At 67.9% G+C, this 23,269-nt stretch carries 36 protein-coding genes; 34 read left to right on the plus strand and 2 right to left on the minus strand.

Features of this window, described 5'->3' with window-relative positions; translation table 11 throughout:
- The first annotated feature begins 109 nt into the window (after positions 1 to 109).
- The 12 genes from tuf to rpsQ all read left to right on the plus strand — a co-directional run bounded on the left by tuf (position 110) and on the right by rpsQ (position 7,045).
- A complete protein-coding gene (gene tuf / locus GZ997_RS08890) occupies positions 110 to 1,300 on the plus strand; it encodes an elongation factor Tu (protein ID WP_161924759.1) in 1,191 nt (396 codons plus the stop codon).
- Positions 1,301 to 1,780: 480 nt separating this feature from the next.
- Positions 1,781 to 2,089, plus strand: a complete 309-nt coding sequence (gene rpsJ, locus GZ997_RS08895) for a 30S ribosomal protein S10 (RefSeq protein WP_003786051.1) — start codon at positions 1,781 to 1,783, stop codon at positions 2,087 to 2,089.
- Between the two features lie 11 nt (positions 2,090 to 2,100).
- Positions 2,101 to 2,760, plus strand: a complete 660-nt coding sequence (rplC, locus tag GZ997_RS08900; protein ID WP_161924758.1) for a 50S ribosomal protein L3 — start codon at positions 2,101 to 2,103, stop codon at positions 2,758 to 2,760.
- A gap of 4 nt (positions 2,761 to 2,764) precedes the next feature.
- Positions 2,765 to 3,412 carry a 50S ribosomal protein L4 gene (gene rplD / locus GZ997_RS08905; protein ID WP_161924757.1) on the plus strand — a complete coding sequence of 216 codons (648 nt, stop codon included), beginning with the start codon at positions 2,765 to 2,767 and terminating at the stop codon, positions 3,410 to 3,412.
- On the plus strand, positions 3,409 to 3,714 hold the full coding sequence (rplW, locus tag GZ997_RS08910) for a 50S ribosomal protein L23 (RefSeq protein ID WP_161924756.1): 306 nt from the start codon (positions 3,409 to 3,411) through the stop codon (positions 3,712 to 3,714). Before rplD ends, rplW begins: the two co-directional genes overlap by 4 nt.
- 21 nt (positions 3,715 to 3,735) lie before the next feature.
- On the plus strand, positions 3,736 to 4,572 hold the full coding sequence (gene rplB, locus GZ997_RS08915) for a 50S ribosomal protein L2 (protein WP_161924755.1): 837 nt from the start codon (positions 3,736 to 3,738) through the stop codon (positions 4,570 to 4,572).
- An 11-nt stretch (positions 4,573 to 4,583) separates the two neighbouring features.
- The gene (gene rpsS / locus GZ997_RS08920; RefSeq protein ID WP_092533016.1) at positions 4,584 to 4,862 is read left to right on the plus strand and encodes a 30S ribosomal protein S19; all 279 of its coding nucleotides are present in this window, start codon (positions 4,584 to 4,586) and stop codon (positions 4,860 to 4,862) included.
- Positions 4,863 to 4,894: 32 nt separating this feature from the next.
- The gene (gene rplV / locus GZ997_RS08925) at positions 4,895 to 5,272 is read left to right on the plus strand and encodes a 50S ribosomal protein L22 (RefSeq protein WP_161924754.1); all 378 of its coding nucleotides are present in this window, start codon (positions 4,895 to 4,897) and stop codon (positions 5,270 to 5,272) included.
- Positions 5,272 to 6,072 carry a 30S ribosomal protein S3 gene (gene rpsC, locus GZ997_RS08930; protein WP_161924753.1) on the plus strand — a complete coding sequence of 267 codons (801 nt, stop codon included), beginning with the start codon at positions 5,272 to 5,274 and terminating at the stop codon, positions 6,070 to 6,072. Before rplV ends, rpsC begins: the two co-directional genes overlap by 1 nt.
- A 3-nt stretch (positions 6,073 to 6,075) precedes the next feature.
- A complete protein-coding gene (gene rplP, locus GZ997_RS08935; protein ID WP_162679636.1) occupies positions 6,076 to 6,495 on the plus strand; it encodes a 50S ribosomal protein L16 in 420 nt (139 codons plus the stop codon).
- Complete coding sequence (rpmC, locus tag GZ997_RS08940; RefSeq protein ID WP_161924751.1) at positions 6,495 to 6,743, plus strand: 50S ribosomal protein L29; 249 nt, start codon at positions 6,495 to 6,497, stop codon at positions 6,741 to 6,743. Before rplP ends, rpmC begins: the two co-directional genes overlap by 1 nt.
- 68 nt (positions 6,744 to 6,811) lie before the next feature.
- Entirely contained in the window at positions 6,812 to 7,045 is a 234-nt protein-coding gene (gene rpsQ / locus GZ997_RS08945) for a 30S ribosomal protein S17 (RefSeq protein WP_103063304.1), read from the plus strand.
- A gap of 159 nt (positions 7,046 to 7,204) precedes the next feature.
- Here the strand turns inward: rpsQ and GZ997_RS08950 are convergent, their stop codons facing one another.
- On the minus strand, positions 7,205 to 8,047 hold the full coding sequence (locus tag GZ997_RS08950; RefSeq protein WP_162679637.1) for a CHAP domain-containing protein: 843 nt from the start codon (positions 8,045 to 8,047) through the stop codon (positions 7,205 to 7,207).
- Between the two features lie 420 nt (positions 8,048 to 8,467).
- On the opposite strand from GZ997_RS08950, the gene rplN reads away from it, so the two are divergent.
- The 19 genes from rplN (at position 8,468) to rplQ (ending at position 19,670) form a co-directional block, all read left to right on the plus strand.
- Entirely contained in the window at positions 8,468 to 8,839 is a 372-nt protein-coding gene (rplN, locus tag GZ997_RS08955) for a 50S ribosomal protein L14 (RefSeq protein WP_092532997.1), read from the plus strand.
- Positions 8,840 to 8,842: 3 nt separating this feature from the next.
- On the plus strand, positions 8,843 to 9,187 hold the full coding sequence (gene rplX, locus GZ997_RS08960) for a 50S ribosomal protein L24 (protein WP_161924749.1): 345 nt from the start codon (positions 8,843 to 8,845) through the stop codon (positions 9,185 to 9,187).
- Between the two features lie 2 nt (positions 9,188 to 9,189).
- Complete coding sequence (rplE, locus tag GZ997_RS08965) at positions 9,190 to 9,771, plus strand: 50S ribosomal protein L5 (RefSeq protein WP_162679638.1); 582 nt, start codon at positions 9,190 to 9,192, stop codon at positions 9,769 to 9,771.
- Position 9,772: 1 nt separating this feature from the next.
- Positions 9,773 to 9,958, plus strand: a complete 186-nt coding sequence (locus tag GZ997_RS08970) for a type Z 30S ribosomal protein S14 (RefSeq protein ID WP_161924748.1) — start codon at positions 9,773 to 9,775, stop codon at positions 9,956 to 9,958.
- Between the two features lie 58 nt (positions 9,959 to 10,016).
- Positions 10,017 to 10,415: a 30S ribosomal protein S8 gene (gene rpsH / locus GZ997_RS08975; RefSeq protein WP_161924747.1), complete on the plus strand. Its 399-nt coding sequence runs from the start codon at positions 10,017 to 10,019 to the stop codon at positions 10,413 to 10,415.
- 21 nt (positions 10,416 to 10,436) lie between these two features.
- Positions 10,437 to 10,976: a 50S ribosomal protein L6 gene (rplF, locus tag GZ997_RS08980; RefSeq protein WP_161924746.1), complete on the plus strand. Its 540-nt coding sequence runs from the start codon at positions 10,437 to 10,439 to the stop codon at positions 10,974 to 10,976.
- 2 nt (positions 10,977 to 10,978) lie between these two features.
- Positions 10,979 to 11,353 carry a 50S ribosomal protein L18 gene (rplR, locus tag GZ997_RS08985; protein ID WP_161924745.1) on the plus strand — a complete coding sequence of 125 codons (375 nt, stop codon included), beginning with the start codon at positions 10,979 to 10,981 and terminating at the stop codon, positions 11,351 to 11,353.
- A gap of 31 nt (positions 11,354 to 11,384) precedes the next feature.
- A complete protein-coding gene (gene rpsE / locus GZ997_RS08990) occupies positions 11,385 to 12,092 on the plus strand; it encodes a 30S ribosomal protein S5 (RefSeq protein ID WP_161924744.1) in 708 nt (235 codons plus the stop codon).
- Positions 12,092 to 12,307 (plus strand): 50S ribosomal protein L30, encoded by a 216-nt coding sequence (rpmD, locus tag GZ997_RS08995; protein WP_161924743.1) that lies wholly within the window; start codon positions 12,092 to 12,094, stop codon positions 12,305 to 12,307. The genes rpsE and rpmD overlap by 1 nt, the downstream gene beginning before the upstream one ends.
- 1 nt (position 12,308) lies before the next feature.
- Entirely contained in the window at positions 12,309 to 12,779 is a 471-nt protein-coding gene (gene rplO, locus GZ997_RS09000) for a 50S ribosomal protein L15 (protein WP_162679639.1), read from the plus strand.
- A gap of 468 nt (positions 12,780 to 13,247) precedes the next feature.
- Positions 13,248 to 14,540, plus strand: a complete 1,293-nt coding sequence (gene secY, locus GZ997_RS09005; protein ID WP_161924741.1) for a preprotein translocase subunit SecY — start codon at positions 13,248 to 13,250, stop codon at positions 14,538 to 14,540.
- The gene (locus GZ997_RS09010) at positions 14,537 to 15,121 is read left to right on the plus strand and encodes an adenylate kinase (protein ID WP_238994382.1); all 585 of its coding nucleotides are present in this window, start codon (positions 14,537 to 14,539) and stop codon (positions 15,119 to 15,121) included. The genes secY and GZ997_RS09010 overlap by 4 nt, the downstream gene beginning before the upstream one ends.
- 24 nt (positions 15,122 to 15,145) lie before the next feature.
- The gene (map, locus tag GZ997_RS09015) at positions 15,146 to 16,027 is read left to right on the plus strand and encodes a type I methionyl aminopeptidase (protein WP_161924740.1); all 882 of its coding nucleotides are present in this window, start codon (positions 15,146 to 15,148) and stop codon (positions 16,025 to 16,027) included.
- Between the two features lie 331 nt (positions 16,028 to 16,358).
- A complete protein-coding gene (infA, locus tag GZ997_RS09020; protein WP_003781847.1) occupies positions 16,359 to 16,580 on the plus strand; it encodes a translation initiation factor IF-1 in 222 nt (73 codons plus the stop codon).
- Between the two features lie 33 nt (positions 16,581 to 16,613).
- Entirely contained in the window at positions 16,614 to 16,727 is a 114-nt protein-coding gene (gene rpmJ / locus GZ997_RS09025; RefSeq protein WP_009748913.1) for a 50S ribosomal protein L36, read from the plus strand.
- A gap of 158 nt (positions 16,728 to 16,885) precedes the next feature.
- Positions 16,886 to 17,260, plus strand: a complete 375-nt coding sequence (gene rpsM, locus GZ997_RS09030) for a 30S ribosomal protein S13 (RefSeq protein ID WP_161924739.1) — start codon at positions 16,886 to 16,888, stop codon at positions 17,258 to 17,260.
- A gap of 58 nt (positions 17,261 to 17,318) precedes the next feature.
- Positions 17,319 to 17,720, plus strand: a complete 402-nt coding sequence (gene rpsK / locus GZ997_RS09035; RefSeq protein ID WP_073327516.1) for a 30S ribosomal protein S11 — start codon at positions 17,319 to 17,321, stop codon at positions 17,718 to 17,720.
- A gap of 156 nt (positions 17,721 to 17,876) precedes the next feature.
- On the plus strand, positions 17,877 to 18,878 hold the full coding sequence (locus GZ997_RS09040) for a DNA-directed RNA polymerase subunit alpha (protein WP_161924738.1): 1,002 nt from the start codon (positions 17,877 to 17,879) through the stop codon (positions 18,876 to 18,878).
- Between the two features lie 30 nt (positions 18,879 to 18,908).
- Entirely contained in the window at positions 18,909 to 19,670 is a 762-nt protein-coding gene (gene rplQ / locus GZ997_RS09045; RefSeq protein WP_162679640.1) for a 50S ribosomal protein L17, read from the plus strand.
- A gap of 137 nt (positions 19,671 to 19,807) precedes the next feature.
- Here the strand turns inward: rplQ and GZ997_RS09050 are convergent, their stop codons facing one another.
- Complete coding sequence (locus GZ997_RS09050; RefSeq protein ID WP_161924736.1) at positions 19,808 to 20,566, minus strand: ROK family protein; 759 nt, start codon at positions 20,564 to 20,566, stop codon at positions 19,808 to 19,810.
- A gap of 375 nt (positions 20,567 to 20,941) precedes the next feature.
- On the opposite strand from GZ997_RS09050, the gene truA reads away from it, so the two are divergent.
- From truA to rpsI, 3 genes are all read left to right on the plus strand, one after another.
- A complete protein-coding gene (gene truA, locus GZ997_RS09055) occupies positions 20,942 to 21,919 on the plus strand; it encodes a tRNA pseudouridine(38-40) synthase TruA (protein WP_162679641.1) in 978 nt (325 codons plus the stop codon).
- 330 nt (positions 21,920 to 22,249) lie between these two features.
- Complete coding sequence (gene rplM, locus GZ997_RS09060; RefSeq protein WP_161924734.1) at positions 22,250 to 22,693, plus strand: 50S ribosomal protein L13; 444 nt, start codon at positions 22,250 to 22,252, stop codon at positions 22,691 to 22,693.
- 40 nt (positions 22,694 to 22,733) lie between these two features.
- Positions 22,734 to 23,225 (plus strand): 30S ribosomal protein S9, encoded by a 492-nt coding sequence (rpsI, locus tag GZ997_RS09065; RefSeq protein WP_161924733.1) that lies wholly within the window; start codon positions 22,734 to 22,736, stop codon positions 23,223 to 23,225.
- Positions 23,226 to 23,269: the final 44 nt, after the last annotated feature.

The following is a 23,269-nucleotide window of genomic DNA, read 5'->3' on the forward strand; positions in this document are numbered from 1 at the left end:
AAGTAAGATTTCCAACAATTCACCCGTAGACACTCTCGCAGTCGGTACGGCTAACATGTGCTAGTCGACTCCCGACGAAGAGAACTACCCGAGTCCCAGGAGGACACCAGTGGCCAAGGCCAAGTTCGAGCGGACCAAGCCGCACGTCAACATCGGAACGATCGGTCACGTCGACCACGGTAAGACGACGCTGACCGCCGCGATCTCCAAGGTCCTGCACGACGAGTACCCGGACCTCAACCCCTTCACCCCCTTCGACGAGATCGACAAGGCTCCCGAGGAGCGCCAGCGCGGTATCACCATCAACATCGCGCACGTCGAGTACGAGACCGACAAGCGTCACTACGCCCACGTGGACGCCCCCGGTCACGCCGACTACATCAAGAACATGATCACCGGTGCCGCGCAGATGGACGGCGCCATCCTGGTGGTCGCCGCCACCGACGGCCCCATGGCCCAGACCCGCGAGCACGTGCTGCTGGCCCGCCAGGTCGGCGTCCCCGCCCTGCTGGTGGCGCTGAACAAGTCCGACATGGTCGATGACGAGGAGCTCCTCGAGCTCGTCGAGATGGAGGTCCGCGAGCTGCTGTCCTCCCAGGACTACGACGGTGACGAGGCCCCCGTCATCCGCGTCTCCGCGCTGAAGGCCCTCGAGGGCGACCCCGAGTGGACCGGCAAGATCAAGGAGCTCATGGACGCGGTCGACGAGTACATCCCGACCCCCGAGCGTGACATGGACAAGCCGTTCCTCATGCCGATTGAGGACGTCTTCACCATCACCGGTCGCGGCACCGTCGTCACCGGTCGTGTTGAGCGCGGCAAGCTGCCGATCAACTCCGAGGTCGAGATCCTCGGTATCCGCGACCCGCAGAAGACCACCGTCACCGGCATCGAGATGTTCCACAAGTCCATGGACGAGGCCTGGGCCGGTGAGAACTGCGGTCTGCTGCTGCGCGGTACCCGCCGCGAGGACGTCGAGCGCGGTCAGGTCGTCTGCAAGCCGGGCTCCATCACCCCGCACACCGAGTTCGAGGGCCACGTCTACATTCTGACCAAGGACGAGGGCGGCCGTCACAACCCCTTCTACTCCAACTACCGTCCGCAGTTCTACTTCCGCACCACGGACGTCACCGGCGTCATCACGCTGCCCGAGGGCACCGAGATGGTCATGCCCGGCGACACCACCGAGATGTCGGTTGAGCTGATCCAGCCCATCGCCATGGAGGAGGGCCTCGGCTTCGCCATCCGTGAGGGTGGCCGCACCGTCGGCTCCGGCCGCGTCACCAAGATCATCAAGTGACCCGGTCCCAGCGGTAACGCTGGTCCGCCGCGGGCTCACCGCCCGCTGAATGCACGCAGGAGGCCCGTCGCCCTTGGGGTGGCGGGCCTCCCGGCATATCCCTGCAGCTGGTAGTAATTACCTGCCGTGGCGGGAGCGGCTCTCCGCGGCCTCGGCAGCACCGGCGAGCCGCCTGAGCGGGTTGCGGCTGGGGCGACACGCCCGAGCGCGTGGACCCGTGCGCGGTCTCACAGCGCTTCGGGCGGATTCCGGCTTTCACCGGTGGCCGAGGCGTTGATAACGTAGGCCGGTCGACAGGCGCAAGCCTGCCCGGCCGCCCCGGGGGCCCACCCCGGAATCCAGTCTGACGGACCCGATTGCCATCGGGCTTCCGTGTGTCCAGACCGGCCCACCAGCCCTTGACGGGGCCGAGGTGCGCGTCGCAACGCGACACGCCCGAGCGCGTGGACCGGTAACCGAAAGCAAGAGAGGTTAGGCGCCATGGCGGGACAGAAGATCCGCATCCGGCTCAAGTCCTACGACCACGAGGTCATTGACTCCTCGGCGCGCAAGATCGTCGACGTCGTGACCCGCGCGGGCGCGACGGTCGTGGGTCCGGTGCCGCTGCCGACCGAGAAGAACGTGTTCTGCGTTATCCGGTCGCCCCACAAGTACAAGGACAGCCGCGAGCACTTCGAGATGCGCACGCACAAGCGGCTTATCGACATCGTCGACCCGACCCCGAAGGCCGTCGACTCGCTCATGCGGCTCGACCTGCCGGCCGACGTCAACATTGAGATCAAGCTCTGAGGACTGAAGCCATGACAACCAACCCGCCCACCGCGCCCACCAAGGCGCTGCTCGGCACCAAGCTCGGCATGACCCAGGTCTGGGACGAGAACGGCGTCCTGCGCCCGGTCACGGTCGTGCGTGTAGACACCAACGTCGTCACCCAGGTCCGCACCGTAGAGAACGACGGCTACGAGGCCGTCCAGCTCGCCTTCGGCGAGATCGACGAGCGCAAGGTAACCAAGCCGCTCGCCGGCCACTTCGCCAAGGCCGGGGTAGCGCCCCGCCGCCACGTCGCCGAGGTCCGCACGGCGCTCGCCGGGGACTACACCCCCGGCCAGGAGCTCAACGTTGACACCTTCGAGGTAGGCCAGCTGGTCGATGTCACCGGCACCTCTAAGGGCAAGGGCTTCGCCGGAACCATGAAGCGTCACGGCTTCTCCGGCGTCGGCGCCTCCCACGGTGCGCACCGCAACCACCGCAAGCCCGGCTCCGTGGGCGCCTGCGCCACCCCGGGCCGAATCTTCAAGGGCCTGCGCATGGCCGGCCGCATGGGCCACGCCACCACGACCGTCCAGAACCTCAAGGTCCGGGGCGTCGACACCGACAAGGGCGTGCTGCTCATGGGCGGCGCCATCCCCGGCCCCAAGGGCTCGGTGGTCGTCATCCGCACCGCCGTGAAGGGAGCCTGACACCATGGCAGAGACCATCACCGTCGACATCGTCGACTCCAAGGGTGCTAAGACCGGCACCGCGGAGCTGCCCGGCGAGATCTTCGACGTCGAGCCCAACATCCCGCTGATGCACCAGGTCGTCGTGGCCCAGCTGGCCGCGGCCCGCCAGGGCACGCACGCCACCAAGACCCGTGGCATGGTCCGGGGCGGTGGCCGCAAGCCGTACCGCCAGAAGGGCACCGGCCGCGCCCGTCAGGGCTCCATCCGCGCGCCCCAGTTCACCGGCGGTGGCACCGTGCACGGCCCGCAGCCGCGCGACTACTCCCAGCGCACCCCGAAGAAGATGAAGGCAGCCGCCCTGCGCTCGGCCCTTTCGGACCGCGCTCGTCACGGCCGTATCCACGTCATCACCGAGTTCGTCACTGCTGAGAAGCCGTCCACCAAGTCGGCGCTCACGGCACTGCGCAACCTCACGGACCGTCCCAAGTCCCTGGTGGTCGCCGCCCGCGGTGACGAGCTCACCCGACTCAGCCTGCGCAACGCCCCCGAGGCGCATGTGCTTCAGGCCGACCAGCTGAACACCTACGACGTCCTCAACTCCGATGACGTCGTCTTCACCGCCGCCGCCCTGGACGCATTCCTCGGCAAGGGTGAGGAGGAGTCCAAGTGAGCCTCGAGAAGAGCAAGAACCCCCGCGATGTCATCCTCGCGCCGGTCGTCTCGGAGAAGTCGTACACCTGCATGGACCGTGGGCAGTACACCTTCCTGGTAGACCCGGGCGCCAACAAGACCGAGATCAAGATTGCCGTCGAGGCGATCTTTGACGTCAAGGTCGAGTCGGTGAACACGATCAACCGCCGCGGCAAGACCCGCCGCACCCGCACGGGCATCGGCAAGTCGAAGGACACCAAGCGCGCGATCGTCACGCTGCGCGAGGGCACCATCGACATCTTCGGCGACGTGACGGACTGACACGGAAGGTAGAAGACCGAGATGGGAATCCGTAAGTACAAGCCGACGACCCCCGGTCGTCGCGGCGCCTCCGTCGCCGACTTCAGCGAGCTGACTCGCAACCGGCCCGAGAAGTCGCTGGTGCGGCCGCTGAGCAAGTCCGGGGGCCGCAACTCCTCCGGGCGCATCACCACCCGGCACAAGGGCGGCGGGCACAAGCGCGCCTACCGGCTGATCGACTTCCGTCGCCACGACAAGGACGGCGTGCCCGCCAAGGTCGCGCACATCGAGTACGACCCCAACCGCACTGCCCGCATCGCGCTGCTGCACTACCTGGACGGCGAGAAGCGCTACATCCTCGCTCCCAATGGGCTGCGCCAGGGCGACCGCGTGGAAGCCGGCCCCGGGGCCGACATCAAGCCCGGTAACTGCCTGCCGCTGCGCAACATCCCCACCGGTACCGTGGTGCACGCTGTCGAGCTGCGCCCCGGCGGGGGCGCCAAGATCGCCCGCAGCGCCGGCACCTCGGTGCAGCTGGTGGCCAAGGAGGGTAAGTACGCGCAGCTGCGCATGCCCTCCGGGGAGATCCGCAATGTCGAGGCCGCCTGCCGGGCGACCGTGGGCGAGGTCGGCAACGCCGAGCAGTCCAACATCAACTGGGGTAAGGCCGGCCGTATGCGCTGGAAGGGCGTGCGCCCGACCGTCCGCGGTGTGGTCATGAACCCTGTGGATCACCCGCACGGTGGTGGTGAGGGCCGCACCTCCGGTGGTCGCCACCCCGTCTCGCCCTGGGGCAAGCCTGAGGGCCGTACCCGCCGTCCCAACAAGTCCAGCGACCGGCTTATCGTGCGTCGTCGTCGGACCGGCAAGAAGCGCTGATAGGAGCCATCATGTCGCGAAGCTTGAAGAAGGGCCCCTTCGTCGACGACCACCTGCAGAAGAAGGTGGACGTCCAGAACGAGAAGGGCACCAAGAACGTCATCAAGACCTGGTCACGTCGTTCGGTCATCACGCCGGACTTCATCGGCCACACCTTTGCTGTCCACGACGGCCGCAAGCACGTCCCGGTGTTCGTCACCGAGTCGATGGTGGGGCACAAGCTCGGTGAGTTCGCCCCGACCCGCACCTTCCGCGGGCACGTCAAGGACGACCGCAAGGCGCGTCGCTGACGGGCGCCGGAGAGTTTGAGAGGCTGAAGAACATGGAAGCCAAGGCGCAGGCCAAATACGTGCGCTGCACGCCGATGAAGGCACGCCGTGTCGTGGACGTGGTCCGCGGCAAGCGCGCCGTCGACGCCGTGGGCGTGCTGCGTTTCGCACCGCAGGCCGCTGCGGTGCCAGTCCGCAAGGTAATCGAGTCCGCCATCGCCAACGCCCGGTATCAGGCCGAGCGCGACGGCGAGCGCTTCGACGAGAACGACCTTTTCATCACCGAGGTGTACGCCGACGAGGGCCCGACCCTCAAGCGGTTCCGCCCGCGCGCCCAGGGACGCGCCGGCCGGATCCTGAAGCGCACCAGTCACATCACCGTGGTCGTCGGCGACCGCGCCGACGCTAACAAGCAGGAAGGAGCCCGGTAATGGGGCAGAAGGTCAACCCGACCGGGTTCCGCCTGGGCATCACTACGGACCACCGCTCGCGCTGGTTCGCCGACTCCACCAAGCCCGGTCAGCGTTACCGCGACTTCGTGGATGAGGATGTCAAGATCCGCCGCCTCATGGAGGACGGCATGGAGCGGGCCGGCATCTCCAAGGTAGACATCGAGCGCACCCGGGACCGGGTCCGCGTCGACCTGCACACCGCCCGCCCCGGCATCGTCATCGGGCGGCGCGGCGTGGAGGCCGAGCGCCTGCGCGCATCGCTGGAGAAGCTGACCGGCAAGCAGGTCCAGCTCAACATCCTCGAGGTCCGCAACCCGGACCTGGACGCTCAGCTGGTTGCCCAGGGCATCGCCGAGCAGCTCGCCAGCCGTGTGTCCTTCCGGCGCGCCATGCGTCGCGGGCTGCAGTCCGCCATGCGCGCCGGTGCCAAGGGCGTGCGCGTGCAGTGCTCGGGCCGTCTGGGCGGCGCCGAGATGAGCCGCAGCGAGTTCTACCGCGAGGGCCGCGTGCCACTGCACACCCTGCGGGCCAACATCGACTACGGCTTCTACGAGGCCAGGACGACCTTCGGCCGCATTGGCGTGAAGGTCTGGATCTACAAGGGCGACATGACCGAGCGCGAGTTCGCCCGCCAGCAGGCCGAGTCCGCCCCGCGCGGCCGCGGTCGTGGTGAGCGCCGCGGTCGTCGTGGTGAGCGCGCCCCGCGCCAAAGCGAGCAGCAGGTCGAGCAGGCGCCGGCCACCGAGAACGCTGCCCCCGACCAGGGAACGGAGGCCTGAGCCGTGCTCATTCCCCGCCGTACCAAGTACCGCAAGCAGCACCGTCCGCACCGCTCGGGTATGTCCAAGGGCGGCAACCAGATCTCCTTCGGCGACTACGGCATCCAGGCCCTGGAGCCCGCCTACGTCACCAACCGGCAGATCGAGGCGGCCCGTATCGCCATGACCCGCCACATCAAGCGTGGTGGGAAGGTCTGGATCAACATCTTCCCGGACCGTCCGCTGACCAAGAAGCCCGCCGAGACCCGCATGGGTTCCGGTAAGGGAGCCCCGGAGTGGTGGGTCGCCAACGTCAAGCCCGGACGCGTCATGTTCGAGCTCGGTGGCGTTGACGTCGAGCTCGCCCGGGAGGCGATGCGGCGCGCCCAGGCCAAGCTTCCGATGAAAACCCGTTTCGTGACTCGTGAGGGTGGTGACGTCTGATGGCTATCGGTTCCAAGGGCCTGACCCCGGCCGACCTCGACGCCATGGACAATGAGCGTCTTGAAGAGGAGCTCTCCAAGGCGAAGGCCGAACTGTTCAACCTGCGGTTCGCCTCCGCGACCGGCCAGCTCGAGGACCACGGCCGTATGAAGGCCGTGCGTCGCGATATTGCCCGCATCTACACCATCGTGCGCGAGCGTGAGCTCGGAATCCGCACCGCTCCGAGCACCCAGGAGGAGGCCAAGTGAGCGAGCAGACTACTCAGAACGAGACCGCCCAGGACCAGCCCGGCGCCCCCGAGCGCAACCACCGCAAGGTGCGGCGGGGCTACGTCGTGTCGGACAAGATGCAGAAGACGATCGTCGTCGAGGTTGAGGAGCGCTACAAGCACTCCCTGTACGGCAAGGTGCTGCGTCGTTCGAAGAAGTACAAGGTCCACGACGAGCACAATGACGCCCATCCCGGCGATCTCGTGCTCATCATGGAGACCCGCCCGCTCAGTGCCACCAAGCGCTGGCGGCTGGTGGAGATCATCGAAAAGGCCAAGTGACCTCTCGCTGAGTCCAGTGGGCACCATCCGGTAGCCCTTCACCCGCATATACGACGACGCCGCAGGCACGGGATCACCCGGTCTGCGGCGTCGTCGTATGTCGTCGTATTCAGGGCCGCGCTCACCCGATGCTGAGGCGGGCGGGCCGTTCGGCGCGGCTCAGTTCAGGCGCCAGATCTTGTAGTAGCCACCCGTGTTGCGGGAGGCGAAGCTGCCGCGGTGGACGCGCTCACCGTAACCGTAGTTGGAGTCGATGACCTGCGCCGTGGAGGCGGAGCCTCCCGCCGTGATGATGGCTGTGTGCCCGCTGGCGATGTCCGGGTAGACCCACTGGCAGATGTCGCCCGGCTGTACATTCTCCCAACCGACGATCTCGGTGCAGATCTTCGCCCAGGAGGCGTTGTAGCCCCAGGGGAAGTTCTCCAGGTACACCGGCGTGCCGCCCGCCGCGCGGATCACGGTCTGTACCCACGCCGCGCACTGGCCTCCCACGTCACCTTCCGCGTAGGCCTGGGCCGCCGCAATTATCTTGGCGTTCAGCCGGCCGGTCGGAGCCGAGCCGGCCGTGTTGCCCACGGATGAGGGCACCCAGAAGGTGCCGTTGTTGCGTTCGCCGTTGGTCAGGGTGGTGATGTTGTGGCGGGAGAAGGAGGTGTAGTTGGAGGCGGCGGTGAGGGCGTGGACCTCGATCTTGCCTTGGCCGGTGTTGTTGGTCTTGATGAAGTACAGGTCGTTGCCGACCATGTGGAAGGTGCCGTTGTTGCGTTCGCCGTTGGTCAGGGTGGTGATGTTGTGGCGGGAGAAGGAGGTGTAGTTGGAGGCGGCGGTCAGGGCGTGGACCTCGATCTTGCCTTGGCCGGTGTTGTTGGTCTTGATGAAGTACAGGTCGTTGCCATCGGCGGCGAAGGCGGGGGAGGGCGCCAGCAGCGGAGCGCCTACCGCGGCTAGGGCGGTGACCGTGGCGGCAGACAGCATCCGACGGCGTGACAGTTGAGCGGTCATTTCAAGGTCTCCTCGATCAGGGTCATGGCAGGACTCGCCAAGATTACTAATCTGAGTGCCAGATCACAATTGATGTGCCGCAGCGTGTCGGCGACGGCCGTCCCCGGGTGCCGGGACGTGCGGGGTCGGCCTGTCCAGGCGGACCGGGACAGCCCCTGCTGCCAAGGCGGTGAGCAAAGGCACAGGGCGGGAATCGTGGCATGACTACCGGCAATTCCCCGCGTTGCACTAAGGTTGTGGAGCTGCGTGCAATGGTGCGCCCGGCAGAGACCTCGCGCCTGTGCGCCTGTGTCTGCTGGGGCCCGCGCACCTGATCGGCCCGCCAGTGGCGGGCGGCGCGCACAAGAAGAAGGAACGTTCGGCCAGGCTCGCTTCGCCCCGCGCGCAGTGAGAACCGGCTCGACGACAGGAGAACACTCAATGATCCAGCAGGAGTCGCGACTAAAGGTCGCCGACAACACCGGTGCCAAGGAGATCCTGTGCATCCGTGTGCTCGGCGGCTCGGGTCGGCGCTATGCGGGCATCGGCGACCAGATCGTCGCCACCGTGAAGGACGCCATCCCCGGCGGCAGCGTCAAGAAGGGCGAGGTCGTCAGGGCGGTGGTCGTGCGCGCTGCCAAGGAACGTCGCCGCCCGGACGGCTCGTACATCCGCTTCGATGAGAACGCGGCCGTCATCATCAAGAACAACGACGGGGAACCGCGCGGCACGCGCATCTTCGGCCCCGTCGGCCGCGAGCTTCGTGACAAGAAGTTCATGCGCATCGTCTCGCTCGCACCGGAGGTGATCTGATCCATGGCACGCATCAAGAAGGGCGACCAGGTCATCGTCATCGCTGGCAAGGACAAGGGCAAGACCGGGCGCGTACTGCGGGTAATCCCGAAGGAGGACCGCGTCGTGGTCGAGGGTGTGCAGCGTGTCACCAAGCACACGCGGCCCCGCCAGACCGCTCAGGGAGCCACCGCCGGCGGTATCGAGACCGTCGAGGCGCCCATCCACATCTCCAATGTCATGCCCATCGACCCTAAGACCAAGCAGCGCACCCGCGTCGGCTTCCGGGTTGAGGAGGGCGTGCGTCCCAACGGGCGCAAGCGCACCGTACGCGTGCGTTACGCCAAGAAGTCCGGGGAGGATCTGTGACCATGGCTGAGAACACGGTTGAGACCACGGCGACCGCCGTCGCCCCCCGCCTGAAGGCGAAGTACACCGACCAGGTGCTTCCGGCCCTGCTGGAGGAGTTCAACCACTCCAACGTCATGGAGGCCGGGCGCGTCGTCAAGGTCGTCGTGAACATGGGTGTGGGTGAGGCCGCTCACGACTCCAAGCTGATCGAGGGCGCCGTGCGCGACCTCGCAGCCATCACCGGCCAGAAGCCGCAGGTCACGCGTGCTCGCAAGTCCATCGCACAGTTCAAGCTGCGCGCCGGTCAGCCTATCGGCGCTCACGTGACGCTGCGCGGGGACCGGATGTGGGAGTTCCTGGACCGGCTCATCTCGATCTCGCTGCCGCGCATCCGTGACTTCCGCGGGCTCAGCCCCAAGCAGTTCGATGGCAACGGCAACTACACCTTCGGCCTGACCGAGCAGTCCGTCTTCCACGAGATCGACCCGGACGCCATCGACCGCGTGCGCGGCATGGACATCACTGTTGTAACCACGGCCAAGACCGATGAGGAGGCCCGCTCGCTGCTGAAGCAGCTCGGCTTCCCCTTCAAGGAGAAGTGACATGGCAAAGACCTCTCTGATCGCGAAGGCGAACCGCAAGCCGAAGTTCGGCGTCAGGGCCTACACGCGCTGCCAGCGCTGCGGCCGGCCGCGCTCGGTGTACCGCAAGTTCGGCCTGTGCCGCATCTGCCTGCGCGAGATGGCCCTGAACGGCCAGCTCCCCGGCGTGAGCAAGTCCAGCTGGTAAGAACTTACGTCGCAGGTCCGAGGAGGAAACCGCGACGAGGAAGGGCGCAGGCCCACTAATGACAATGACAGACCCAATCGCAGACATGCTGACTCGTCTGCGTAACGCAAACAACGCCTACCACGAGTCCGTCTCGATGCCCTCCAGCAAGCTGAAGGTGAATATCGCCAAGATGCTGCAGGCTGAGGGCTACATCGACGGCTACGAGGTGACCGACGCGCAGGTCGGCAAGACGCTCACGCTTAACCTGAAGTACGGTGCCAACCGGCAGCGTGCCATCCAGGGCCTCAAGCGCGTCTCCAAGCCCGGTCTGCGGGTATACGCGAAGTCCACGAACCTGCCCAAGGTCCTCGGCGGCCTGGGGGTGGCGATCCTGTCCACCTCCTCCGGCCTCCTGACCGATCGGCAGGCCGAGTCCCGGGGCGTAGGCGGCGAAGTGCTCGCCTACGTCTGGTGAGAGAAGGAGCGGAGAAGAACCATGTCTCGTATTGGACGCCTTCCCGTTCCGGTACCCGCCGGAGTGGACGTCATCATCGAGGGCAACGACGTGACGGTCAAGGGTCCCAAGGGCACCCTGAGCCGCACCATCGCCCAGCCGCTGAAGGTCGAGCGCCAGGAGGACGGCTCCATCCTGGTGACCCGCCCCGACGACGAGCGCCGCTCCCGGTCGCTGCACGGCCTGTCCCGCACGCTGATCAACAACATGGTCATCGGTGTGACGGACGGCTACTCCAAGCAGCTGGAGATCGTAGGCACCGGTTACCGCGCCGCGCAGAAGGGCAGCAGCGTCGAGCTGTCGCTCGGCTTCTCCCACACCGTCGTCGTCGACGCCCCCGAGGGCATCGAGCTGAAGGTGGATGGCACCTCCAAGGTGATCGTCTCCGGCATCTCCAAGGAGCAGGTCGGCGAGGTTGCCGCGAACATTCGCAAGATCCGCCCGCCGGAGCCCTACAAGGGCAAGGGCGTGCGCTACGCCGGCGAGAACGTGCGCCGCAAGGTCGGAAAGGCTGGTAAGTGACCATGGCTTACGCGATCAAGAGGGACAAGACCAAGCGCGTCGCCCGCAAGATCCGCCACCAGCGCGTGCGCAAGCACGTGTCCGGCACGGCCGAGCGCCCCCGGCTGGTCGTCAGCCGCTCCAACCGGCACATGGTGGCGCAGGTCATCGACGACACCATCGGGCACACCCTGTGCTCCGCCTCCACCCACGAGGCCGCGGCCCAGGGTGTCGAGGGTCACAAGGTCGGTGCCGCCCGCCGCGTGGGTGAGCTGGTTGCCGAGCGCGCCAAGGCACTGGGCATCGAGAAGGTCGTATTCGACCGTGGCGGTTACAAGTATCACGGTCGCGTGGCGGCCGTAGCCGAGGGCGCCCGCGAGGGCGGCCTGGAGTTCTGAGCCAGACGACGAGAAAGCTAAGGAGTTTCTGATGGCTGCACCGCAGCGAGACAGGTCAGCGTCGTCCGACGGCTCGGCCCGGCGCGAGAGCGACCGCGGCGAGGGCCGCGGCCGCCGTGACCGCAACACTGACCGCCGCGACCGCAACAGTGGTCGGGGCAACGACGACAAGTACATCGAGCGCGTCGTCACGATCAACCGCGTGTCCAAGGTCGTCAAGGGCGGCCGCCGCTTCACCTTCACCGCGCTGGTAGTGGTCGGAGACGGCGAGGGCACGGTCGGCGTCGGCTACGGCAAGGCGAAGGAAGTTCCCGCCGCCATCGCCAAGGCCGTCGAGGCGGCGAAGAAGGAGTTCTTCCACGTCCCGATGATCCGCCGCACCATCCCGCACCTGGTGCAGGGCGAGGACGCCGCCGGCGTCGTGCTGCTGCGCCCCGCCGCGCCCGGTACCGGTGTTATTGCCGGTGGACCGGTGCGCGCCGTGCTGGAGTGCGCGGGCGTGCACGACATCCTGTCGAAGTCGCTCGGCTCCTCGAACGCGATCAACATCGTCCACGCGACGGTGGCCGCGCTCAAGCAGCTCGAGCAGCCCGAGTCGGTCGCGGTTCGCCGTGGCCTGCCCCTGGAGGAGGTCGCGCCGCAGTCGATGCTGCGCGCCCGCGCCGAGGGCGAGGCCGCCAAGCGGGCCGAGGCCGAGAAGAAGGAGGCCGAGAAGGCCGCTGAAGGAGTGGGTGCGTGATGGCTGAAGCCGCAACCGAAAAGACCCAGCAGGACGCGCGGCAGATCAAGGTGACCCAGGTCCGTTCAACCATCGGGGGCACGCGCCGCCAGCGCGAGACCCTGAAGGCACTCGGCCTGCGCCGGATCCGCCACTCAGTGGTCCGTGCGGACAACCCGTCCGTGCGCGGCATGATCGCCAAGGTGGCGCACCTTGTCACCGTTGAGGAGGCCTGAGATGGCTGACACGAACAAGCAGGAGGCGGGTCAGATTATCCGCCTGCACGACCTCCGCCCGGCGCCGGGCGCCAAGAAGGCCAAGACGCGGGTCGGCCGCGGTGAGGCCTCCAAGGGCAAGACTGCCGGTCGCGGTACCAAGGGCACCAAGGCCCGCTACCAGGTACGGCCTGGCTTTGAGGGCGGCCAGATGCCGCTGCACATGCGCCTGCCCAAGCTGCGCGGGTTCCGTAACCCCAACCGCGTTGAGTACCAGCCCGTGAACGTAGGCCGCATCGCCGAGCTGTTCCCGGAGGGCGGCGCGGTCACGGTTGAGGACCTGGTTGCCAAGGGCGCGGTCCGCAAGCGCAGCCTCGTCAAGGTGCTGGGCGGCGGCGACGTGGCGGTCAAGCTGGACCTAACGGTCGACGCCTGGTCCGACTCCGCCAAGGAGAAGATCGAGGCCGCGGGCGGCACACTAGCCGCGCGCTGATCGCTGGTCGGCTGCCGCTAGCGCGGGGCCGACAAGCAGCGCAGGTGTCACGGTTCCGGCCGGGCGGGGGGATACCCCTAGCCCGGCCGGAACCGTGTTTCTGCGCCGTTTAGCGCCGTTTCCGTGCCCGTCTGTGGTACGGGCGTGGCCGTGTACGTCCTCCTGGAGGCTTTCCCGTGCCCTGCCGTCGCAGGGCTCCAGAACGCGTACTCGTGGTGGGAACCCGCGCACGTCGGCAGCCGCCGGGCCGGCGTGCGGGCCGGCCGGGTGGGTGCGCAGTGCGTGACCGATACCCCGCCGCCTGCGCCTGCTGAGGTCGGGTGGCGTCGGCCGAGCGGGGTAGGGTAGCCCAGGGTATGCCCCGGACCGGCAAGAGACGCGTCCCCGGGCGGACCCGAACAGCCGGCGTGATAGGCGCGCCGGTTCACCCGATATCAACATCCGTCACAGCCCGTTACAGGAGACCGAGTGTTCAGTGCGTTCATCCAGGCGTTCAAGACGCCGGACCTGAGGAGAAAGCTCCTGTTCACCCTGGGCATCATGGCGCTGTTCCGCTTCGGCTCGGTGCTGCCGACCCCCGGCGTTGACCTGGCCAATGTGCAGATCTGCGTGGGTGAGAGCCAGGACGAGGGTCTGCTCGGGCTGATCAACATCTTCTCCGGCGGCGCGCTGTTGCAGCTGAGCGTATTCGCGCTGGGCATCATGCCCTACATCACCGCCTCCATCATCATTCAGCTGCTGCGCGTGGTGATTCCGCGCTTTGAGGAGCTGTACAAGGAGGGGCAGTCCGGAACGGCGAAGCTCACCGAGTACACCCGCTACCTGACGATCGGCCTGGGCGTACTCCAGTCCGCCACCATTGTCGCCACCGCCGCCAATGGCAATCTCTTCACCGGCTGCTCCGTACCGGTGATTCCCGATGACTCGCCGGCGAATCTGGCGCTGATGATCGTTACCATGACAGCCGGCACGGGCCTGATCATGTGGCTGGGGGAGCTCATCACCGAGCGCGGCATCGGCAACGGCATGTCCCTGCTGATCTTCACCTCGATCGTCGCCCGCATGCCGCAGAACCTGTTCTCCATCCTGGCCGGCTCCGGCGGCCCGTCCCGATTCCTGGCGGTGGTGGCCGTGATTCTGGTGGCCACACTGGCGGTGGTGTTCGTGGAGCAGGCCACCCGCCGCATTCCTGTGCAGTACGCCAAGCGCATGGTCGGGCGGCGCCAGTATGGCGGCTCCACCACCTACATCCCCATCAAGATCAACACCGCCGGCGTGATCCCGGTCATCTTCGCGTCCTCCCTGCTGGCCATGCCGCAGCTGGTGGCGCAGTTCGGCAGCCCCACCAGCTCTTGGGTGCAGTGGATCGCTACCAACCTGCGGCAGACGGACACGATCTACCTGGTTGGCTATGGACTGCTGGTCTTCGCCTTCACCTTCTTCTACACGGCGATCACCTTCAACGCGGAGGAGATCGCTGACAACATGAAGCGCTACGGCGGCTTTATTCCCGGCATCCGCGCCGGAGAGCCGACCGTGCGCTACCTCAGCTACGTCATCAACCGGGTCACGGCGGCGGGTGCCGTCTACCTGCTGATCCTGGCCCTGGTGCCGACGCTTGCCGTGATGTGGCTGGGGCTGTCCCAGAATCTGCCGTTCGGAGGGACGACCATCCTGATCATGGTGGGGGTCGGCCTGCAGACGGTTAAGGAAATCAACTCCCAGCTGCAGCAGCGGCACTACGAAGGGTTCCTCTCATGAGCGCACGCATGGTCATCCTCGGTCCTCCCGGTGCCGGCAAGGGCACCCAGGCAGCCCGCATCTGCGAGCGACTGGACGTGCCGGCGATCTCAACGGGAGACATCTTCCGCGCTAACGTAGCCGGGGGCACGGAGCTGGGGCGGCAGGCCAAGGAGTACATGGATGCCGGTGAGTACGTGCCCGACTCGGTCACCAACGCCATGGTCGCCGACCGCCTTGCCGCCGACGACGCCGCCGCCGGCTTCCTGCTGGACGGCTACCCCCGCACCGAGGCGCAGGTGCACGAGCTGGACGCCATGCTCGCCGCGGCCGGAATCGCCCTTGACGTGGTTCTGGAGATCACCGCCGATGCCGAGGTGGTGGTGCAGCGGCTGCTGGGGCGCGCCGCCGAGCAGGGCCGTGCCGATGACACCGAGCCGGTGATTCGGCGGCGGCTGGAGGTGTACGCCGAGCAGACCGAGCCCCTGGCCGCCCTTTACGAGCAGCGGGGCCTGCTGGTGCGCGTGGACGGCGTGGGTGAGCTGGACCAGGTCACTGACCGCATCATGGCTGCGCTGGCGTCCCGCGGCGTGACCGCCTGAGCGGGGTAGTACGGGCGGAGCAGCATGCTGACGCGTGAACGCATTCAGCTCAAGAGCCCAGATCAGGTGCGGCGCATGCGGCAGGCCGGGCTCGTGGTTGCCGATATCCACGCCGCGCTGCGGGAGGCGGTACGCCCCGGCGTCACCACGGGAGAACTGGACGCAGTCTCGGCCGACGTGATCGCCCGTGCCGGTGCGCACTCCAACTTCCTGGGCTACTACGACTACCCGGCGACGGTGTGCGTATCAGTTAATGACGAAGTGGTGCACGGTATCCCCGGCGAGCGGGTGCTCGAGCCGGGCGACCTGGTCACCTTCGACTGCGGCGCCTATATCGTCGACGACGACGGCACCCAGTGGCACGGCGATGCCGCCTTTACCACGGTGGTGGGCGGGAGCTACGCCTCCGACGCGGACCGGGTACTGGACGGCACTACCCGCCAGGCCCTGTGGGACGCCATCGCCGCCGTGGCCCGCGCCGTCGCGGACGACGCCGGAGGCCGGGCCGGAAGACTGAATGTGGTCGGCGACGCCGTCGAGGCGGCGGTCGGCGCTGCGGTCAAGCGCGAGGGTGTGCGCCTGGGCATCCTGCACGACTACGTGGGGCACGGCATCGGCACCGCCATGCACATGTCCCCGGACGTGCTCAACTACTCGGTCAAGCGCAAGGGCCCCAGGCTGCGGCCCGGCATGGTGCTCGCCATCGAGCCCATGCTGACGGCGGGATCGGCCGAGGTGGACGAGCTTGACGACGGCTGGACCGTGGTGACTCGGGACGGCTCTCGCGCGGCGCAGTGGGAGCACACGGTTGCGCTCGTGCCCGGGGGAGTGTGGGTGCTCACGGCTCCCGACGGGGGAGTGGAGGGGCTGGCCCCCTACGGCCTGGAGCCCCGTCCCCTCGGCTGAAGCCCATCTCCCAGCCCACCCGCCGAGTTCGGTCGATCTTACGTACTGAGAACGTCTGAGGCGGCGACGAGCCGACGCCGCACAAGCCGACACGCGCACTCGGGGCACGCAGTGTGTCGGGAAACACCGCCGGATAATGCCCCTCCGCGGTGGTCAGCCATGGCGCATATGCCGTATCGTTGACGGGCGGCGCGCCCTAGAACCAGCGCCCGGCATACTTGCCCGTCGGACTCACGGTGGCGGATGGGATGCGCGCGTTAGGGGTAGGGCGCCATGTCGGCGGCGTCGTCGTCGGCAGGAGTATCCAGCGAGAAAGCACCGATGGAGGAACATGGCTAAGAAGGACGGCGTCATCGAGGTCGAGGGATCGGTCGTCGAGGCCCTTCCGAACGCGATGTTCCGGGTTGAGCTGAGCAACGGGCACGTCGTGCTCGCGCACATCTCCGGGAAGATGCGGCAGCACTACATCCGCATCCTGCCAGAGGACCGCGTGGTTGTTGAGCTAAGCCCCTACGACCTGTCCCGGGGCCGCATCGTCTACCGGTACAAGTGACAGTCCTCCTAGCCGGGAGGACGGAGGAACATCATGAAGGTCAAGCCGAGCGTCAAGAAGATCTGTGACAACTGCAAGGTGATTCGTCGCCACGGCCGTGTCATGGTCATTTGCGACAACCCGCGGCACAAGCAGCGTCAGGGCTGAATCCCGCGCGCCGTCGGCCACGGGCAGGCGGCAGAATCAACAGCACTCACCCCAGTGGCGCCGTGCGCCACAACCCCCGGTTCCTGGAGGCCGGGGCCACCGGTTGGCGGTGGAGGGGATGGGTGACGACCTCCGGGAACACACAGGAGAACCACACAGTGGCACGCATTTCCGGCGTCGACCTGCCTCGCGAGAAGCGAGTGGAGATCGCGCTCACCTACATTTACGGGATCGGACGCACCCGCGCCGTCAAGACCCTCGAGGCCACCGGCGTCAACCCGGACACCCGCGTGAAGGACCTCACCGAGGCCGAGCTGGTTGCGCTGCGCAACCACATCGACTCCAGCTACCAGGTTGAGGGTGACCTGCGTCGTGAGGTCCAGGCAGACATCCGCCGCAAGATCGAGATCGGCTGCTACCAGGGCCTGCGCCACCGCCGGCACCTGCCGGTCCGCGGCCAGCGCACCAAGACGAATGCCCGCACCCGCAAGGGGCCCAAGCGCACCGTGGCCGGCAAGAAGAAGGCCAAGTAACAGCCCGCTCACCCGGGTCCGGAGACCCGGGAACTAGATCTCATCTGAAGAAGGAAGCATGCCCCCCAAGACTCGTTCCACCGCGCGCAAGCCGCGCCGCAAGGACCGGAAGAACGTTACCCACGGTCACGCCTACATCAAGTCCACGTTCAACAACACGATCGTTTCCCTGACCGACCCCAACGGTGCCGTGATCGCCTGGGCGTCCTCCGGCCAGGTTGGCTTCAAGGGCTCCCGCAAGTCCACGCCGTACGCCGCCCAGCTCGCCGCCGAGGCCGCCGCCCGGCGCGCGCAGGACCACGGCATGAAGAAGGTAGACGTCTTCGTCAAGGGCCCCGGCTCCGGTCGCGAGACCGCTATCCGGTCCCTGCAGGCGGCCGGCCTCGAGGTCGGCTCGATCACGGACGTCACCCCCCAGGCACACAACGGCTGCCGCCCGCCGAAGCGGCGCCGCGTCTGACCCGACCACCGGTCGGCCTACTCCCTGCGCATAAGGGGAAGGCGCCGGCCCATCGGCCCGCCCGGACACGACGGGCCGGCCGCCGGCGCACGTCGGCGGCCAACACCATGAGGAACGGCGTCATATAGCGGGCGCCGCGACGAAAGGAAACCTCTAGTGCTCATTGCACAGCGACCCACACTCTCCGAGGAGGTCATTGAGGAGGACCGCCGCTCGCGGTTCGTCCTCGAGCCCCTGGAGCCCGGCTTCGGCTACACGCTCGGCAACTCACTGCGCCGCACGCTGCTGTCGTCCATTCCGGGCGCGGCTGTGACCTCCGTCCGCATTGAGGGCGTGCCCCACGAGTTCCGCACGATCGCCGGGGTCAAGGAGGACGTCGCCCAGATCATCCTGAACATCAAGGAGATCGTCCTGTCCTCGGAGAACGACGAGCCGGTGGTCATGTACCTGCGCAAGTCCGGCCCGGGCGTCGTCGTCGCCGGCGACATCACCCCGCCGGCGGGCGTGGAGATCCACAACCCCGACCTGGTGATCGCCACCCTCAACGAGAAGGGCAAGCTGGAGATCGAGCTGACGGTCGAGCGTGGCCGCGGCTACGTGTCCGCCAACCAGAACAAGGACCCAAACGCCGAGATCTCCCGGATTCCGGTGGACTCGATCTACTCGCCGGTCAAGAAGGTCTCCTACGCGGTTGAGGCCACTCGTGTGGAGCAGCGTACGGACTTCGACCGCCTGGTGGTGGACGTGGAGACCAAGGCGTCCATGACCCCGCGCGACGCGCTCGCCTCCGCCGGCAAGACGCTCGTGGAGCTGTTTGGGCTGGCCCGGGAGCTCAACGTCGAGGCCGAGGGCATCGAGGTCGGCCCCTCGCCGATGGACCAGGCCCTGCAGCAGGACCTGGCCATGATGATCGACGAGCTGGACCTGCAGGCCCGCTCCTCCAACGCCCTCAAGCGCGAGGGCATCCACACCGTCGGTGAGCTCGTCGCGCGCAGCGAGGCTGACCTCCTCGACATTCGCAACTTCGGTGCCAAGTCGATCTCCGAGATCAAGGACAAGCTGGCCGAGCTCGGGCTGTCCCTCAAGGGGTCCCCGGTCGACTACGCCCCGGAGGGCGACTACACCAACCCCACCTTCAGCGACGAGCAGCAGGCCTGACGCCGGCTCGCCATTCCACTAGGAGACAACATGCCTCGCCCCACCAAGGGTCCCCGGCTGGGCGGATCCCCCCAGCACGAGCGCCACATGCTGGCCAACCTGGCTACGCAGCTCATCATCCACGAGTCGATCACGACCACGGAGGCCCGCGCCCGGCGCCTGCGCCCCTACGTCGAGAAGCTCATCACCAAGGGCAAGCGCGGTGACCTTCACGCCCGCCGCACCGTGATGAAGAAGGTGACGGACAAGTACGCCGTCTACCGCCTCTTCGACGAGATCGCCCCGCAGATGGCCGAGCGCGAAGGCGGCTACACCCGCATCATCAAGACCGCGCCGCGCCGGGGCGACAATGCCCCCATGGCCCAGATCTCGCTGGTGCTGGAGCCGGTCGCCAAGAAGGAGATCGTCGACGACGCCGTCCGCACCGCCAAGCGCGCGGCTGAGAAGGCCGTCGCCGAGGTTGAGGAGGCCGTCGCCGAGGTCGCGGAGACCCCGGCCAACGACGCCGAGGTTGCCGCGGAGGAGACCGAGGCTGCCGACGCGACCGCTGCCGACGAGGCTTCCGGCAAGCCGGTCTACGCCGGCTCGGTGCGCCTGGAGCAGGGCTCGACCGAGGCACCCGACGCCGACCACGAGGTCAAGGGCAACGAGGACTCCATGAAGTATCACGTGCCAGGCTCCCGCTGGTACGACAACACGGTTGCCGAGGTCTGGTTCGCCTCCGCCGAGGACGCCGAGGCCGCGGGCTTCGCCCCCGCCGGTGGTGCCGCCGCGCAGAAGGTCAAGAAGTGACCTCCCGTTAGGTGCGCGTGTAACAACGCATTCGGGGAGGGCCGGTCGCCGTGAGGTGACCGGCCCTCCCCGCGTTCGACCGCGGCGTTGCGTACCCGGGCGACGGTCGCGCGCCAGCGGTGGCGGCGCGGGCACCGTCAGGGGCGGGCCATCTCCCAGCAGCGGGCCCCGCCGGTCATGCCCGCCTCATTGGGCACGACGACGACGTCGTCGCCGATCTTGTCGAGCTGGAAGGCGGTGATGCGGCGGGAGTTGCCCCCGCCCAGGTAGAGCCGGTCCCACATGTACATTGGGCGCAGCGCCTCGACTACGCGCCGCACCCGGCGCGACCAGTGGGCGTCGCCCAGGCGCAGCCGCTCATGCTCGCCGATGTAGTCATCGTAGGTGAGCCCCCAGCGGACCGGGCCCTGGGAGACCTCCACATGCGGGGCGAGCACGCCGTTGTCGAAGACGGCGTTGCCCAGGCCCGTGCCCAGGGTCACGATCATTTCCAGGCCGTGCCCGGTGACGACGCCGGCGCCGGCGACCTCGGCGTCGTTGAGCACCAGTACCGGGCGGCCGAGAGTAGCCTGCAGGCGCCCGCCCATGTCGAAGCGCGCCCACGCATCCGCCAGTTCTGGCAGGACGCGTGAGCGCGGTCCGTCCTTGGTGATGTAGTGGGGGGTGGCGATGACGACTCCGTGGCGGATCATGCCGGGCATGCCGACGGTCACCCGGTCGGCGGACGGAAGCTGGTCGGCCAGGTCCTTGATGGTGTCCACCAGTAGCTCCGGCGGCAGCGGATATGGGGTGGGGGTGCGCAGGGCGCGGGAGATGATGGCGCCGTCGGCGTCGAGCACGGAGGCCTTGATGCCGCCGCCGCCGCAGTCGACGCTGAGGGTGGTCGTAGTGCTCACGCTCCGACGCTACCGCTTTGGCCAGGGCTGGCGCAGTTCTCCGTATGCGTTGGTGGCGCGGTGAGGATCGAGACGAGCACGCGGGTGTCATCTCGGAACGTGAGCTGGATAATGCCGGTGGTAAGCTCGGCGAAGCTAGCCGGGGGAGTGGGTTTGCACTCTTGCAGGTGTCGGGCTGTGCTGCTGTTTGCTTTTGCACGACCCTGGGCCACGTTGCACGACCTCCGGGTGTGTTGCACGACCCCGGGGTGGTCGTGGAACGCACACCAAGGTCGTGCAATGGCACCAAGGTCGTGCAAGTGAGACGCGGCCCGACGTCTAGCACCGAGGCGGACGGGCCAAGGCGGCACCCGGGCTTGTGGTCTCATGGTTGCCATGACCGACGCCGAGCCCACGCGCCATGCTGACCCTACGTACGACGCCGACCCCGCTCGCACCGACACGGTGCGCGTGCGCCTGGACCTGGCCTACGACGGCACCGGTTTTCACGGCTGGGCGGCCCAGCCCGGACAGCGCACCGTGGAGGGCGTGCTGACCGACGCCCTGGCCACCGTGCTGCGGACCCCAGTGCGGCTGACGGTGGCCGGGCGCACCGACGCCGGCGTGCACGCGAGCGGGCAGGTCGCCCACCTTGATGTGCCCACCGCGGCCTGGCGGGCACTGCCCGGCCGCTCCACGCGAACCCCCGAGCAGGCCCTGCTGGACCGCCTCGCCGGCGTGCTCGCCCGCGAGGCTCAGCACGGGCCCGTCCCTGCCCCGCGCGGCACCGGGGACCTGGTAGCGCACGGTGCGCGCCTGGTCCCCGCCGCCTTCGACGCTCGGTTCTCCGCCCTGACCCGCCGCTACCGCTACCGCATTGCCGACGGCGGCCCCACCGGCGCCCCACGCGACCCCGCCCGTCGTGGTCAGGTCCTCTGGGTGAACGAGCGGCTCGACGTCGCCGCCATGCAGGCCGCCGCCCGTCCTCTGCTGGGCGAGCACGACTTCCTGTCCTACTGCCGCCCCCGCGCGGGCGCCACCACCATCCGCACCCTGAAAGAACTGTCCTGGCGGCGCCTGCCCGCCGACGCCCCCGGCCCCGACGGCGGCCTGGTCACCCTCACCGTGGTCGCCGACGCCTTCTGCCACTCCATGGTGCGATCCCTGGTGGGGGCCGCCCTCGCAGTCGGGATCGGGCGGCGCGACGTCGACTGGCCCGCCCGGCTACTGGCGGCCCGCAGCCGTGAGCAGGCGGCACCCGTCGCCCCCGCTCACGGCCTCACCCTTCAGGAGGTCGTGTATCCGGACGACGCCGGTCTCGCCGCTCAGGCCGAACGGGCCCGCACCCTGCGCCGGGAACCCTGCTGTGAGTGAATTACGGGGACTGACCCGCGTCTGGCTGCACGGCGTGCCAGGCGGCAGGTAGCGCTGGAGCGTGCGCGGTACCACTGCGCCGTCCGCGTGCGGGTACGCGGCGTGTCAGGTTTCACGGCCCCCAACCCTCCGGGCGCTTTGACCGTCCCCGGAGCCGCCGGTAATGTAGGGAATCGTCGTGCAGCACGCGATCACGCTTGTGGTGCCATCCCACTCGCCACTTGCGGCCGGTGCTCCGACCACCTCATCTGACCATGGCGGTCCCGCAGGATGCCAGCGCTCGCGTTGCATCCGCGTGCCCGCCCGCCAAGAGAAACGAAGGCAACGCCCGTGCGCACGTACACACCGAAGCCAGGCGACGTTGAGAAGAACTGGTACGTCATTGATGCCAGCGACGTCGTGCTCGGCCAGCTGGCAGCCAAGGCTGCAACCCTGCTCCGTGGGAAGCACAAGCCGCAGTTCGCTCCGAACGAGGACTGCGGCGACTACGTCGTCATCATTAATGCCGACAAGGTCGTCCTCACCCGTGGTAAGGCAGACAAGAAGTTCGCCTACCGCCACTCCGGCTACCCGGGTGGCCTCACCGCCGTCTCCTACCGGGAGCTGCTGGCCAAGAACCCCGAGCGCGCCATCCAGAAGGCCGTCAAGGGCATGCTTCCCCACAACAAGCTGGGCCGCGCCCAGCTGAAGAAGCTCAGGGTGTACGCGGGCGAAGAGCACCCGCACGCCTCCCAGAACCCGCAGACCTTCGAGATCACCCAGGTCGCCCAGTAAGCGCTCCAGCGCCCGGCACCCGACAAGCAAAGGACACATCGTGGCTGAGACCACCGTCGACATCGACGCGCTGGACGAGGACAACGCCCCCGCCAGCTACACCACCGAATCCACTCCCACCGAGGGCCGCGGCCAGTCCATCACCGCGCCCGGCATGGGCCTGGGCCGCCGCAAGGAGGCCGTCGCCCGCGTCCGCCTGATTCCCGGTACCGGTCAGTGGAAGATCAACGGCCGCACCCTGGAGGACTACTTCCCCAACAAGCTGCACCAGCAGCTCGTGCGCGCCCCCTTCACCATCCTCGAGCTCGAGGGCCGCTTCGACGTGATCGCCCGCATCAACGGCGGCGGGATCTCCGGGCAGGCAGGTGCTCTGCGCCTGGGCATCGCCCGCGCCCTGAACGAGATCGACCGCGAGGCCAACCGGCCGACCCTGAAGAAGGCCGGCTTCCTCACTCGCGACGCGCGCATTGTTGAGCGCAAGAAGGCCGGTCTGCACAAGGCCCGCCGCGCCCCGCAGTACTCCAAGCGCTGATCACGGCGGCGCCGCCCAGCCGGGCCGCGCCGAACCGTATTGCG

The sequence above is a fragment of the Actinomyces sp. 565 genome (assembly GCF_010365615.1).
Taxonomy (GTDB): Bacteria; Actinomycetota; Actinomycetes; order Actinomycetales; family Actinomycetaceae; genus Actinomyces.

Coding starts and splice junctions, on each gene's coding strand:
- rpsJ (WP_003786051.1), top strand. CDS start 1,781: ATGGCGGGACAGAAGATCCGCATCCGGCTCAAGTCCTACGACCACGAG.
- rplC (WP_161924758.1), top strand. CDS start 2,101: ATGACAACCAACCCGCCCACCGCGCCCACCAAGGCGCTGCTCGGCACC.
- rplD (WP_161924757.1), top strand. CDS start 2,765: ATGGCAGAGACCATCACCGTCGACATCGTCGACTCCAAGGGTGCTAAG.
- rplB (WP_161924755.1), top strand. CDS start 3,736: ATGGGAATCCGTAAGTACAAGCCGACGACCCCCGGTCGTCGCGGCGCC.
- rpsS (WP_092533016.1), top strand. CDS start 4,584: ATGTCGCGAAGCTTGAAGAAGGGCCCCTTCGTCGACGACCACCTGCAG.
- rplV (WP_161924754.1), top strand. CDS start 4,895: ATGGAAGCCAAGGCGCAGGCCAAATACGTGCGCTGCACGCCGATGAAG.
- rpsC (WP_161924753.1), top strand. CDS start 5,272: ATGGGGCAGAAGGTCAACCCGACCGGGTTCCGCCTGGGCATCACTACG.
- rpmC (WP_161924751.1), top strand. CDS start 6,495: ATGGCTATCGGTTCCAAGGGCCTGACCCCGGCCGACCTCGACGCCATG.
- GZ997_RS08950 (WP_162679637.1), bottom strand. CDS start 8,047: ATGACCGCTCAACTGTCACGCCGTCGGATGCTGTCTGCCGCCACGGTC.
- rplN (WP_092532997.1), top strand. CDS start 8,468: ATGATCCAGCAGGAGTCGCGACTAAAGGTCGCCGACAACACCGGTGCC.
- rplX (WP_161924749.1), top strand. CDS start 8,843: ATGGCACGCATCAAGAAGGGCGACCAGGTCATCGTCATCGCTGGCAAG.
- rplE (WP_162679638.1), top strand. CDS start 9,190: ATGGCTGAGAACACGGTTGAGACCACGGCGACCGCCGTCGCCCCCCGC.
- GZ997_RS08970 (WP_161924748.1), top strand. CDS start 9,773: ATGGCAAAGACCTCTCTGATCGCGAAGGCGAACCGCAAGCCGAAGTTC.
- rpsH (WP_161924747.1), top strand. CDS start 10,017: ATGACAATGACAGACCCAATCGCAGACATGCTGACTCGTCTGCGTAAC.
- rplF (WP_161924746.1), top strand. CDS start 10,437: ATGTCTCGTATTGGACGCCTTCCCGTTCCGGTACCCGCCGGAGTGGAC.
- rplR (WP_161924745.1), top strand. CDS start 10,979: ATGGCTTACGCGATCAAGAGGGACAAGACCAAGCGCGTCGCCCGCAAG.
- rpsE (WP_161924744.1), top strand. CDS start 11,385: ATGGCTGCACCGCAGCGAGACAGGTCAGCGTCGTCCGACGGCTCGGCC.
- rpmD (WP_161924743.1), top strand. CDS start 12,092: ATGGCTGAAGCCGCAACCGAAAAGACCCAGCAGGACGCGCGGCAGATC.
- rplO (WP_162679639.1), top strand. CDS start 12,309: ATGGCTGACACGAACAAGCAGGAGGCGGGTCAGATTATCCGCCTGCAC.
- GZ997_RS09010 (WP_238994382.1), top strand. CDS start 14,537: ATGAGCGCACGCATGGTCATCCTCGGTCCTCCCGGTGCCGGCAAGGGC.
- map (WP_161924740.1), top strand. CDS start 15,146: ATGCTGACGCGTGAACGCATTCAGCTCAAGAGCCCAGATCAGGTGCGG.
- infA (WP_003781847.1), top strand. CDS start 16,359: ATGGCTAAGAAGGACGGCGTCATCGAGGTCGAGGGATCGGTCGTCGAG.
- rpmJ (WP_009748913.1), top strand. CDS start 16,614: ATGAAGGTCAAGCCGAGCGTCAAGAAGATCTGTGACAACTGCAAGGTG.
- rpsK (WP_073327516.1), top strand. CDS start 17,319: ATGCCCCCCAAGACTCGTTCCACCGCGCGCAAGCCGCGCCGCAAGGAC.
- rplQ (WP_162679640.1), top strand. CDS start 18,909: ATGCCTCGCCCCACCAAGGGTCCCCGGCTGGGCGGATCCCCCCAGCAC.
- truA (WP_162679641.1), top strand. CDS start 20,942: ATGACCGACGCCGAGCCCACGCGCCATGCTGACCCTACGTACGACGCC.